The 12,988-nt window shown below is 70.0% G+C and carries 9 protein-coding genes; 7 read left to right on the top strand and 2 right to left on the bottom strand.

The window, feature by feature from the left end; all coding sequences use genetic code 11:
* Positions 1–92: 92 nt before the first annotated feature.
* Positions 93–1,100: an NAD(P)H-binding protein gene (locus tag H295_RS0104775; protein ID WP_020134192.1), complete on the top strand. Its 1,008-nt coding sequence runs from the start codon at positions 93–95 to the stop codon at positions 1,098–1,100.
* Between the two features lie 750 nt (positions 1,101–1,850).
* Here the strand turns inward: H295_RS0104775 and H295_RS0104785 are convergent.
* Both H295_RS0104785 and H295_RS0104790 read right to left on the bottom strand, forming a co-directional pair.
* A complete protein-coding gene (locus H295_RS0104785; protein WP_020134194.1) occupies positions 1,851–2,573 on the bottom strand; it encodes a methyltransferase domain-containing protein in 723 nt (240 codons plus the stop codon).
* A 158-nt stretch (positions 2,574–2,731) separates the two neighbouring features.
* A complete protein-coding gene (locus H295_RS0104790) occupies positions 2,732–3,355 on the bottom strand; it encodes a TetR/AcrR family transcriptional regulator (protein ID WP_020134195.1) in 624 nt (207 codons plus the stop codon).
* 139 nt (positions 3,356–3,494) lie between these two features.
* On the opposite strand from H295_RS0104790, the gene H295_RS0104795 reads away from it, so the two are divergent.
* From H295_RS0104795 to H295_RS0104825, 6 genes are all read left to right on the top strand, one after another.
* Complete coding sequence (locus H295_RS0104795) at positions 3,495–4,310, top strand: oxidoreductase (RefSeq protein ID WP_028809049.1); 816 nt, start codon at positions 3,495–3,497, stop codon at positions 4,308–4,310.
* 35 nt (positions 4,311–4,345) lie between these two features.
* On the top strand, positions 4,346–6,064 hold the full coding sequence (locus H295_RS0104800) for a response regulator (protein WP_051135506.1): 1,719 nt from the start codon (positions 4,346–4,348) through the stop codon (positions 6,062–6,064).
* Entirely contained in the window at positions 6,061–7,545 is a 1,485-nt protein-coding gene (locus tag H295_RS0104805; protein ID WP_028809051.1) for an ATP-binding protein, read from the top strand. Before H295_RS0104800 ends, H295_RS0104805 begins: the two co-directional genes overlap by 4 nt.
* Positions 7,542–7,892 carry a UBP-type zinc finger domain-containing protein gene (locus tag H295_RS0104810; RefSeq protein ID WP_020134199.1) on the top strand — a complete coding sequence of 117 codons (351 nt, stop codon included), beginning with the start codon at positions 7,542–7,544 and terminating at the stop codon, positions 7,890–7,892. Before H295_RS0104805 ends, H295_RS0104810 begins: the two co-directional genes overlap by 4 nt.
* 230 nt (positions 7,893–8,122) lie before the next feature.
* Entirely contained in the window at positions 8,123–9,001 is an 879-nt protein-coding gene (locus tag H295_RS0104820) for an alpha/beta fold hydrolase (protein WP_020134201.1), read from the top strand.
* An 81-nt stretch (positions 9,002–9,082) separates the two neighbouring features.
* Positions 9,083–12,853, top strand: coding sequence for a PD40 domain-containing protein (locus H295_RS0104825; RefSeq protein WP_028809052.1), 3,771 nt, complete (start codon positions 9,083–9,085; stop codon positions 12,851–12,853).
* Positions 12,854–12,988 lie beyond the last annotated feature (135 nt).

The following is a 12,988-nucleotide window of genomic DNA, read 5'->3' on the forward strand; positions in this document are numbered from 1 at the left end:
CGCACTCCTCGACTTCCTCGCCCGCCTGGACGACTTCACATCTTCGGCCTCCTGAACGGCCGACTCACCCCTACCAGATGGAGGACACAACAATGTCGGAGCGCAATCCCATTCTGATCACCGGCGCCGGCGGTCACGTTGGTGGCGTGAGCAGGGTGATGATCGACATGCTGCTCGAACAGGGCCACCCGGTGCGCGCGTTCGTGCGACGGGACGACGAACGCGCGCAGTCGCTGCGCGAGGCCGGGGCCGAGGTCTTCGTCGGTGACCTGTTCAAACTCGCGGACGTGGCCGCCGCACTGAAGGGTGTCAAGCGCATCTACTTCAGCATGACCCCGCAGCCGTACTACGTCGATGCCCTCACCTTGATGGCCACGGCGGCGCGTGCCCAGGGCGACATCGAGGCCTTCGTGCACCTGTCCAACCACGAGCAGTCGTACATGACGTTCGAGAAGATGACCGCACCGGATGAGGAGCGGCGTTCCTGGCTCGGCGGACTGGTCACGGACTGGTCACCGCAGCAGCGGGCGCACTGGGTTTGCGAGCGGGTGCTGGAGTGGTCCGGCCTCCCGACCGTCAACGTGCGTGCGACCCTGTTCGCAGAGAACCCCCATCTGACCTGGATGCTGGCGGGCCCGCTGAGCAACGGTGAACTGCGCCTGCCCTTCGGCAACCAGCGGCTCGCGCCCATCGCCGTGCACGACGTGGCAGAGGTGTGCGTGAAGGCGCTGGTCGACCCCGCACCGCACATCTCGAAGTCCTACGCGCTCACCGGCCCGGAGCTGAAGGACATGTACGGGTTCGCTGAGGACTACGCAGCCGTGCTGGGACGCCAGGTCGTCTACATCCCTGAGGAGTTGGAGGCATGGCAGGATGCCTTCCTTGACGAGACCGCCCTACAGAAGGACCTGGGTGATCCGGGTACGGCCCGGCACGTGGCGGCGCACCTGAGGATCCAGACCAGTCTGATCGCCGGCGGGCGGTACGACGAAGTCTCCGACCAACTGGAAACCCTGCTCGGGCGCGCACCGCGGACCTTGCGGTGGGTGCTGCAGAACAACACTCGCCTGCCTGAACTGGTGGGTGCCCCGAGCCAGTGAGCGCTCCGGAGCAGAACTGACAAGTAACCCCTGAGTGACTTTCGGAGCCGGAACTTCCTCGTCGGACTGATCGTGGCCCTCGTCCTCGCCGGGATCGGGCGTGCGGCCGAACGGGCCGATCTGGGCAGGGCGTTCGGCTCAGAGTGCCCGGGGGCCCTTCGCACGGTGCGACGCCCAGGGGATCACGCGTGCTCCCCTGGGCGTCGGGCATGCGCGAGCAGCGCGGCCACGACGTCGTTCGCCTGGTCCTCGGTCTGTTCAACGACCGTGCCCACCGCGTCGGTGGCGTCGCTTCCGGGCCCGGTGAGCTCCACGCGGCTCGGCCGGCGCGGGGCGATGATCTCCGGCCCGGCCGGGGCGCCGGTCTCCTCGGCTTCGGCGAGCGCGCGCGGCAGACGGAGCTGACCGAGGGGTGCTGTCCTGCGTTCTTACCGGTCTTGCTGGACAGCTTCGCGATCTCGGGGACGGGGACGCCTTTGTCCTTCACTGCGCGGGCGACGGTGACCAGTCGGCGGGGGTGACCACGCGGTACTCGTCGTCGGCGACCGACGCGGAGGCCAGGTCGTGCCACTGCTCGTGCGGATCGGGATCGTCGCCGTCGTACTCGACGAACAGGCGGAGGCTCGCCGTGAACTCGCCGAGCTGACCGGCCGTTCGACGGGGCCGGTGACGTTCGCCGCGTTCTCCTCGGGCATCTGGTCACCGTTCCCCGGTCAAGCGGATTCCCGCAGCCCGTGCTCCATCTGCTCTCTAGGCGGAGGCGGCAGCCACGAAGAACGGAATGGCGATGAGGAAGCGGCCGGCCTCGGCGCGTCGGCGCTGTTCGGCGACCCACTCATCGGCCTGGTCACGGCCGACCGCACCGCTCGTGCAGGCCCCCTCGGAGAGCATGGTGGCCAACGACAGCATCGCGGGATCGGTGAACACGCTCGTGTGCACCTCGACGGTGACGTCGTCGAAGCTGCCGTCCAGGAGCAGGTTGCGGTACTGGCGCCCGGCGCGGGGCGTGCCCAGGAGGTCGGCACGGCCGTGCACGATCGTGCGGGTGAGTGCCGCGTCATCAGAGTCGACCATGATGGCGTCCCAGTCCTGCCCGACCAGGACGATCCTGCCGCCCGGGCAGAGGACGCGCCGCGCTTCCGCCACCGCGCGCCACGGCTCCTGAAGAAATTGGAAGACCTTGTCGGCACGGTAGCCGCGCACACTTCCGTCGGCGAACGGCAGATCCTCCGCCCCCGCCTCCCAGAACTCGGCCCCCGGCCACCGCTCCCGGGCCGCGGCCAGAATCCACGGATCGGGATCCACGCCCACCGCGTGGACGCCACGCTCTACCAGCTCGCCGACGGCCCGCCCGGCACCGCAGCCGACGTCCACGACAGACGAGCCCGGGACAAGAGACAGCAGTTCATAGGAGCGGGCCCGCAGCAGGCTTGCGCTCGGCATCTGGTCCATCGCGTCGAGCAGGGCCAGCATGGCCTCGGTGTCTCGGTGCTTTTCCACAGCTTCCTTCTTGCGGCACGGTTGGGTCTCGCACGCACGTCCTGCGGTACGGGGAGTTGATGGGCCTGCTGCACCGCGTACGGGACACAGGCTGACGCCGTCGCTACGGCGCGGACGGCGCCGTGCCCTTGTCAGTGGTGCTGCGGGCGAGGCAGCAGGGCGAACGCGCTCTCCGCTATCGAGGTCAGGCGCTCGGGGCTGTGGCCGTACGCTCCCACGACATCGCTGCCGCGGATGACGGTCAGCAGAAGGTACGCGAGGTCGTCGGCGTCCGCGTCGGGGTCGAGGTCGCCGTTGCGCTGCGCCGCTCGCACACAATCGGCCACCGCCGCCCGGACGACGGAGAAGCACTCGTTGGCCAGGCGTTTCACCTCGGGGTCGGAGGCGCCGACCTCCAGGGCCATCTTGGCGGCGAAGCAGGCCGCCCCCGCCCGGTCGGAGGCGGGGGGTACGTCCGCGGCGAGTGGCACCCCGTGGACGGCGCGGAGCAAGTACTGGTGCAGTCGTTCCAGGGCGCCCTCGTCCGGTCCGTCGAGCATCTTGCGCGGACCCTGCGCCAGCCGGCCGAAGTAGCCGGTCATCGCTTCCATCAGCACGCCGTGCTTGCCGTCGAACGCACCGTAGAGGCTGCCCCGGCCCAGGCCGGTGGCTGCGCTGATGTCGTCGACGCTCGTGCCGTTGTAGCCGGCGGTGCGGAACTGCCGCTCGGCGGCATGCAGGACGTGGTCGCGGTCGAAGCTGCGTGGTCTGGCCATACAAAGAAGGTAAAGCCGACCTACACTTCTTGACAAGCCAGTACAGAACTGCATAGGTTCCGGACTGTTCAGTAAACAACCGTGCTGAACTCACCGGACAGTGCCCGACGAAGCCATGCCGACAACCCGAGGAACCACCATGCAGACAGCTCACCGAGTGGCCCTCGTGACGGGCGCCTCCTCCGGGATCGGGCGGGCGGCTGCGCTCGCCCTGGTGGGCGCCGGCTTCGCGGTGGTCGGCACGAGCCGCAACGCAGCGAAAGCGGAGCCGCTCGCCGGGGTGACGTTCCTCGATCTCGACGTGGCCAGCGACGAGTCGGTCCGCGCCCTGGTAGGGGAGGTGATCGCTCGGTTCGGTCGGATCGACGTCCTGGTCAACAACGCGGGCGTGGGCGCGGTCGGCGCCGGCGAGGAGAGCTCGATCAGCCAGGCGAAGGAGGTGTTCGACATCAACGTCTTCGGCCTGATGCGGATGACCAAAGCGGTGTTGCCCCACATGCGCGCCCAGGGCAGTGGTCGCGTGCTCAACGTCTCCTCGGTCCTCGGTCTGATCCCGGCCCCCTTCATGGCCGTCTACGCCGCTACCAAGCATGCGGTCGAGGGCTACTCCGAGTCCGTCGACCACGAGCTGCGCGAGCACGGCGTCCGGATGCTGCTGGTCGAGCCCGCCTACACGAGCACGAGTTTCGAGGCGAGCAGCATGGCACCCGACTCGCCCCTGCCCATCTACGCCGCACAGCGGGAGATCTCCCGGGACGTGCTGGCCACGGCCGTGCGCAACGCCGACGGCCCGGACGTTGTGGCGAAGGTGATCGTCGCGGCCGCCACCGATTCCAAGCCCAAGCTCCGGTACACCGCCGGCCCGATGGCCAAACGCGTCAGCCTCCTGCGCCGGATCGTGCCCTCGAGCGCCTTCGACGGACAGATCCGCAAGCTCAACCGACTGGCCGGATGACCCCGCTGTACGGGGCGGCGCCCGAGGAGACACACATGTCCGAACCAGAGACACCGAAGCCGGCATCAGCATCTCTCGGCCGACCGCTGTTGGACGCTGCGCGGACCGTGATCATGACCGTGGACGACGACCCCGGGGTGTCCCGTGCCGTCGCCCGTGACCTGCGGCGGCGCTACGGCGCCTCGTACCGGATCGTGCGTGCGGAGTCCGGCGAGTCTGCGCTGGAGGCGCTGCGGGAGCTGAAGCTGCGCGGCGACCTCGTGGCGGTGATCCTGGCCGACTACCGCATGCCGCAGATGAACGGCATCGAGTTCCTCGAACAGGCCCTGGACCTGTATCCGGGGGCCCGGCGCGTGCTGCTGACGGCGTACGCGGACTCGAACGCGGCGATCGACGCGATCAACGTCGTCGACCTCGACCACTACCTCCTCAAGCCCTGGGACCCGCCGGAGGAGAAGCTCTATCCGGTGCTCGACGACCTGCTGGAGGCGTGGCGGTGCACTGACTTCCGGCCGGTGCCGAGCACGAAGGTCGTCGGTCACCGGTGGTCGGCGCGCTCGTCGGAGGTACGGGAGTTTTTGGCCCGCAACCAGGTGCCGTACCGCTGGTACTCCACCGAGGAACCCGAGGGGCAGCGCCTTCTCGCGGCGGCCGGGGCGGACGGGGAGCGGCTGCCGGTGGTGATCACGGCGGACGGTACGGCGCTCGTCGAGCCGGAGGTGCCCGAACTGGCCGCGCACGTGGGGCTGGCGACGACACCCACGGCCGACTTCTACGACCTTGTCGTGATCGGCGGCGGTCCGGCCGGGCTGGGCGCGGCCGTGTACGGGGCCTCGGAGGGGCTGCGTACGGTGCTGGTGGAGCGGTCGGCGACCGGCGGACAGGCCGGACAGAGTTCGCGGATCGAGAACTATCTGGGCTTCCCGGACGGGGTGTCCGGTGGCCAGCTCACCGACCGGGCGCGACGCCAGGCCACGAAGTTCGGCGCCGAGATCCTCTCCGCGCGGGAGGTGACCGGTCTGGAGAGCAGTGGGGCGGCGCGGCTCGTGCGGTTCGCGGACGGGTCGCAGATCGCGGCGCACAGCGTGATCCTGGCGACCGGTGTGTCGTACCGGCAGCTTCAGGCGCCGGGTGCCGACGAGTTGTCGGGCCGCGGGGTGTTCTACGGCTCCGCGCTCACCGAGGCTGCCGCCTGCCAGGGGCACGACGTGTACATCGTCGGCGGCGCCAACTCGGCCGGGCAGGCGGCGATGTACCTGGCCAGGGGCGCCAAGTCGGTCACGCTGCTGGTGCGCGGCGCGGACCTCACCGCGTCCATGTCGCACTACCTCATCCAGCAGATCGCCGAGGCACCGAACATCTCGGTACGGGCCCACACGGTCGTCGAGGCCGCGCACGGCGAAAACCAACTGGAACAGCTGACATTGCGCAACACGACGAGCGGTCAGACCGAGCGGGTCGACGCCCAGTGGCTGTTCGTGTTCATCGGCGCGGCCCCGCTGACCGACTGGCTGGAGGGCACCGTGTTGCGGGACGAGCGCGGGTTCATCCTGGCCGGGCCCGACCTCAGCCCCGACGGGCGACCGCCGGCCAACTGGGAGCTGGATCGGCCGCCGTACCACCTGGAGACCAACATCCCCGGTGTGTTCGTCGCCGGGGACGCGCGCGCGGAGTCCGCGAAGCGGGTCGCGTCCGCCGTCGGAGAGGGAGCCATGGCCGTGATGCTCGTCCACCGGTATCGGGAGCAGTCATGAGCGGGCAGTTGATGCCGTGCAGCGCGGCGGAGATCAGCTCACTGTTCCTCTTCGAGAAGCTCAGCGCCGAGCAGATCGACAGGCTGTGCAGCGAGGGCCGGGTCGAACTGTTCGACCCCGGACCGGTGTTCACCGAAGGTGACCCGGCGGCCTGCTTCTACGTGATGATCGAGGGCGCGGTCGTCATGTCGCGCCGGGTAGGCAGCGACGACATCGAGGTGAGCCGCACGTCCCAGCCAGGGGTGTACGCGGGGGCCGTGATGGCGTACGTCGGGGAGGGGAAACCGCAGCGGTACGTGAACTCGCTGCGGGTGACCGAGCCGACCAGGTTCTTCGTGCTGCCCGCCGAATCGTTCGCGAGCTTCATGCACGAGTGGTTTCCGATGGCGATCCATCTCCTGGAGGGGCTCTTCCTCGGTTCGCAGACCTTTCAGCGGGCCGTCGGGCAGCGCGAACGGCTGCTGGCGCTGGGTTCGCTGTCCGCGGGTCTCACCCATGAGCTCAACAACCCGGCCGCGGCGGCCGTACGGGCCACCGCATCGCTCAGGGACCGGGTCGCGCACATGCGCACCAAGCTCGGCGTCATCGCGTCGGGCGACTATCACGGCGACGCCCTGAAGGCCCTGGTCGACCTCCAGGAGCGTACGGCCGAGCGGGTCTCCAAGGCGCCGGCACTCGGCCCGCTCGAAGCGTCCGACCGGGAGGACGAACTCGCCGACTGGCTCGACGACCACGGTGTCCCGAACGGCTGGCAGATCGCGCCGACCTTCGTGCAGGGCGGTCTCGACGTCGAGTGGCTGGAGCAGATCGCGGCGGCATGCGACCAGGAGGAGATCCTGCAGAGTGCCATCGGGTGGCTCACCTACACGGTCGAGGCCGAGCTGTTGATGTCCGAGATCGAGGAGTCCACGACCCGTATCTCGCACCTCGTCGACGCCGCCAAGCAGTACTCGCAGCTGGACCGCGCGCCCTACCAGGTCGCCGATGTCCACGAACTCCTCGACAGCACACTGCTGATGCTGTCGGGAAAGATCGGCCCCCAGGTCAAGGTCGTGAAGGAGTACGACCGCTCGGTACCGAGGATTCCGGCCTACCCGGCCGAACTGAACCAGGTGTGGACCAACCTGATCGACAACGCGGTCTTCGCCATCAAGAGCGCGGGCGGCGAAGGGACGTTGACCGTCCGGACCGCCCTCGAACACGACCGGCTGCTCGTGGAGTTCCGGGACACCGGACCCGGAGTGCCGCCGGACATCAGGGGACGGATCTTCGATCCCTTCTTCACCACCAAGCCGGTGGGTGAGGGCACGGGGCTGGGGCTGGACATCTCCTGGCGGATCGTCGTCAACAAGCACCACGGCGACCTGAAAGTCGAGTCCGTCCCCGGCGACACCCGCTTCCAGGTGCTACTCCCCCTCACCGCCACCGAGCCCGATGCCGAGCCCGATGCCGTCCCCGACCCGGCCCAGGAGCCCTCATGACCAAGGACACCGGAATCGACCCCAGCGTCCCGCCCAGCGGTGCCCGATGCGTCGAGTGCGACGCCGACGGCGGCTGGTGGTTCCATCTGCGGCGCTGCGCCCAGTGCGGTCACATCGGCTGCTGCGACGACTCACCCGCAAAGCACGCCACTGGCCACTTCCGGGACACCGGCCATCCGGTGATCCGCAGTTACGAGCCGGGGGAGACCTGGTTCTGGAACTTCGAGACGTCCGAGCTGTACGAGTCCGGTCCGGACCTGGCTCCCCCGGACGCCCACCCTGCCGACCAGCCCGCGCCGGGACCGGCGGGGCGTGTGCCGGCGAACTGGGCGGACACGCTGCGCTGAGCCTGGCCGACCAGGGCCTCTTGCAGAACATCCGCGCCGGGCTGCGGGTCATGGCCGAGCAGCGCTACCGGCCGACGCTCCGCCGGATCACCGGCACGGCCCTCGCGGGCCGCTGAGACAGGACACTTCGGGCGACCGCACCTCTTTGCGCCCTGATCAACTTCACAGATCAAAGAAATGAGCGGGTTGACCGCATTGCGGCATTCTCCTCGCCTGAAAGGAACAGAACCATGGAGCGCAACGAGTCTCCCGACGCGACGTACGCGAGAACCTGGAGCGACGGCCGCGGCGAGATGCGGTTCTTCACCCGGGCCGACGGTTCGCGGCTGCGCTACTACACGGTGGGCACCGGCCCCGCCCTCGTGCTGATGCACACTGTGCGCGGTCAGCTCGACTACTTCCAGCGCGTGATCCCGCTGTTGTGGGACCACTACACGGTCTACGCGCTGGATCTGCCCGGGATGGGATGGTCCGACATCGTCCCCGGCGCCCAGTACGAGGAGCCGCAACTGCGGGCCGCGGTCGTCGAGTTCGTCCGCGGACTGGACCTTCACGACGTCACCCTGTCGGGCGAATCGCTCGGCGGCGCCCTGTCCCTGCAGGCATCGATCGACCTGAAGGACCGGGTCAGCCGGGTCGTGGCCTTCAACAGCTACGACTACCCCCAAGGAGGCGAACGCGGAAACTTGATCGCCCGCCTCATCATCTCCAGCGTGCGGATGCCCGTGCTGGGCCCCTTCTTCGCCACCCAGGAGCCGCGGCCGATCTTCCGGGCCATTCTGCAGGGCGGCTACGTCGACAAGACCAAGCTGCCCGAGGACTTCATCACCGAGCTGCTGAGGAGCGGCCGCCGCCAGGGCTACGACAAGGTGGGCCGAGGGATCTTCCGCAGCCTCAAGGGATTCGACCGGGCCCGCGAGCGCTACCCGCGCGTGTCGGCACCCGTCACCCTCGTCTACAGCGAGAACGACTGGTCCAAGCCCGCCGAACGAGACCGCGTGGCCGACGCGCTGACGGACGTCCACCGCATCACCGTGCCCCGCACCGGCCACTTCTCCGCCTTGGAGCGTCCCGACGAGATGGCGCGGATCCTGCTCGACGCGGCCTGACCCCAAAACGTCCGGCACCCGCGCCCATTCCCGTCAGGACATGAGGAAGCGCCATGTGCGAGGCGAGTGAACGGAGCGGTTATGGGACGCCCTGAGCGACCGGTGGATCCTCGGGCCGGTGCTCTGCAGCGTCTCGCTCATGAGTTGCGGGTGCTGCGCGAGGCGGCCGGGAAGCCGACGTACCGGGTGATGGCCGGGCGGACGGACTTCTCGGTGAGCGTGCTGGCGCAGGCGGCGTCGGGTGAGCGGCTGCCGTCGCTGGCGGTGGTGCTGGCGTACGCGCAGGCGTGCGGGGCGGACTCGGCCAAGTGGGAGCTGCGGTGGAAGGCCGCGGCCGAGGAAGCAGCGGACGAGGAGGCGGCAGCACGCGAGGAGGAGAAGGAGCAGCAGGCGCCCTACCGGGGGCTGGTGCGGTTCGAGCCCGGTGACCACGGGCTGTTCTTCGGCCGCGACCGGCTTGTGGCGCAGTTGTCGGATCTGGTGCATGAGCACCGGTTCGCGGTGGTGTTCGGTGCGTCCGGCAGCGGGAAGTCCTCGCTGTTGCGGGCCGGGTTGATACCGCTGCTTCAGCGGACCGTGCGGGAGCTGGGCGGCACGGCCGTACTCCGGGTGCTCACCCCGGGGGCCACTCCGGCGGCGACGCATGGCCGGCTGCTGACCCCGCAGGAGGGCGAGCCGGACAGCTGGGTCGTCGTCGACCAGTTCGAGGAGATATTCACGCTGTGCCGGGACCGGGCCGAGCGGGCCCGGTTTCTCGATCTGCTCCTGGCCGCCCGGGAGCCGGGCAGCCGGTTGCGGGTGGTCATCGCGGTGCGGGCGGACTTCTACGGGCGGTGCGCCGAACACCGGGGGCTCGTGGACGCGCTGCGAGACGCCCAACTGCTGGTCGGGCCAATGACACCGGCGGAGCTGCGGGAGGCGGTCGTCAAGCCGGCCGCGGCCGCCGGGCTGCTGGTGGAGCGGGCGCTGACCGCCAGGCTCGTCGAAGAGGTCGCCGATCAGCCCGGCGGGCTGCCGATGCTCTCGCACGCCCTGCTGGAGACCTGGCGGCGGCGCCGGGGCCGGACCTTGACGATGGCCGCCTACGAAGCGGTCGGCGGCGTGCACGGCGCGATCGCCGCCACCGCCGAGCAGGTCTACGGACAGCTGTCGCCCGCCCAGGCAAGGACGGCCCGGCAGGTGCTGCTCCGGCTCATCGAACCCGGACAGGACGCCGCGGACACACGCCGCCCGGTCAAGCGTGCCGAACTGGAGGAGTGGGCGGACCCCGAGGTGCCCGCGGTCGTCGAGGAACTGGCCCGCGCCCGGCTGGTGACCGCGGACGCGGACGGCGTGGAACTCGCCCATGAGGCCCTGATCAGCTGCTGGCCGCGGCTGCGCGGCTGGATCGACGAGGACCGCGAGCGGCTGCGCCACCACCGGCGCCTCACCGAGGCCGCCCGCACCTGGCAGGAACTCGGCCGCGACCCCGGAACCCTGTACCGGGGCACCCACCTGGTACGCGCTGAGGAGTTCTTCGGGGGGCCCGGGCAGCACGGCGAGCTGACCTCCTCCGAGCGGGCGTTCCTCACCGCCGCGCTCGATGCCCGCGAAGCCGAACGCCGGGCCGCCACCCGGACCACCCGTAGGGCACGTCGCCTCGTCGCCGCGCTCTCCGCCACCCTGGCTGTGGCGCTGATCGCCGGCCTGGTCGCCTGGCAGCAGCACCGGACCAGCCGGCAGGAAGCGACCGACACGGCGGCCCGCCGGGTCGCCGCGGTGGCCGACGCGACGCGGACGACCGACCCCAGGACCGCCATGCTGCTCAGCGTCGCCGCCTGGCGGATCGCCCCTCTCCCCGAAACCCGTTCGGCTCTGCTCGGCGCCGCCGCCCAGACCGAACTGGACGCCTTCACCGACTCCGGGTTCGGCAGCGGAGCCGTGCGCCTGCTCGTCGATTCCGGCCGTACGCTGCTCAGTTCGAACGGCCGGGAGTGGCGGACCTGGGACGTGGTCACGCACCGCCGTATCGCCTCGGGGCTACTGCCGGACGGCCAGGTGACAGGGGCCAGTCCGGATGGCCGGGTGCTGGCCGTCGATGTGGACAGCGGCGCGGGCCTGTGGGACGTGTCGGCCGGGAAGTGGACCGGTACCGGGCAGCGTCTGCCGTCGTCGGACATTCCCAGCTTCGGTTCCAGCAACCGCAGTTACCTGGTGAGCCACCTCGAAGACGATCAGGTGCAGATGCGTTCCGTCGCGGACGGCCGGGTGCTGTTCCGGACGGCGGCGGCCGACCCGACGAACGTGGCCCTCAGCTCGGACGGTCGGCTGGTGGCCGTCTGCCCCCAAGGCGGTCCGATGACGGTCCGGGACATCGTCCGCCACCGCAGCCTCCCCGGCGGCTGGCAAAGTCCCGGAGCGAACCACTGTGACGACGACGACTCGTGGCTCGCGTTCGATGACGGCGGCGCCCGGCTCGCCGCCGTCTCGTCCGCGGGCGTGCGCGTCTGGGACACCGCTTCCGGACGGCAATTCGCCGATATCGCTGAACCGGACATCCAGAACATCGCCTTCAGCCACGACGGGGCATTCCTGGCGGTCTCAGGACATGACGAGATCATGGCGTGGCGGCTGTCTGCCCCCAATGCCCCGGTGTTCCGCCATCCTCTGAACGGCCAGCTGCTCCGCGGCGGTCTCGCCTGGGATCCCGGTCGGCCGATTCTGCGCTACCTCGAAGGCAGCACCGTCCACTCCCTCGACCTCGGGGCGGCCCTCACCGCCCCGTGGAGCAGCCACCCCCTGGAAAACGCGCTGCTCAGCCCGGACGGCGGCACGCTCGCGACCGCCGAGCGGTCCGGGAGCGGCTACCGGTTCCAGTTGCGCGACACCCGTGACGGGCACCTGATCCGTACGCTGCCCTCGCTCCCGTTGCCCGCGTCGCTCGATCCCGCCGAGCCGGCCGTGGAGTTGGACACACAGGACACCATGTCGCTGATGGCCTTCAGCCCCGACAGCACGGCCTTCACCTACAGCGTCTCCGCCACGGGCCGCGAAACCTCCCCCCAGCGGTTTGTCATCTGGGACCTGATCCGCAACCGCGAACGGACCACGCTGGACCTGGCGCACCAGTCATCCACCGAAGCGGTCCTCACGGTCGTGCTCGGTCCCGGCGGCCGGACACTGCTGGCCTCCAGGACGCGCGGCATCGGTCGTGTGAGCGGCGAGGTGTGGAACACCGCACGCCGCAGCAGAGCGGCCATGCTCTACGACCTCGGCAGTGTCCACCTGGCCGTTCGCCCCGACGGCCGGCTGCTCGCGGGAGACGTGGACTTCACCGAGCTGCCGTCCGGCCCGGTCACCCGGCGCACCCTCAGTCAGGGCGAGCAGATCAACGCCGTGGCCTTCAGCCCGGACGGCTCCCGCATGGCGGCGGGTGACATGACCGGCCGCGTGGCGCTGTGGGACGGAACTCTCCACCACCGCACGGGCGTCCTGCCGAACCTCTTCCCGGCGGCGCTCGGTGACACCCCTGAAGCGGTCAACGCCCTTGCCTTCAGCCCCGATGGCAGGACCCTCGCTGTCGCCGGCGACTCCGGCACCCTCCAGCTGTGGGACACCGCCACCCAACAACCCCTCGGCGGCAACCTGCCCACCCCCGGCGAGCCGATCCGCTCCCTCGCCTTCAGCCCCGACAGCGCCACCCTCTACGCCACCAGCGACCACACCCCGCTCCAGCGGTACCGCATCACCCCCTCCCACGCCATCACCCAGGCCTGCGCACGCACCGGCACCACTTTCACCGCGGCCCAATGGCACCTGTACATCCCCGACGCGCCCTACCACCCTGTCTGCGACACACCCCGTCCACAGTGACCACTGCATTCCCTGACGGCTGGCGTTCCCTGACCGTGGCGTGGCGTGACACGTATGCCGTTCCAGCTCCCGCGATCGCGCGCGTGACACGACGGGCCGGATTCCAGGGAACGCGTCGCTGACCTGTTTGTTTAC

The sequence above is a fragment of the Streptomyces sp. 351MFTsu5.1 genome (genome assembly GCF_000383655.1).
GTDB lineage: Bacteria > Actinomycetota > Actinomycetes > Streptomycetales > Streptomycetaceae > Streptomyces > Streptomyces griseorubiginosus.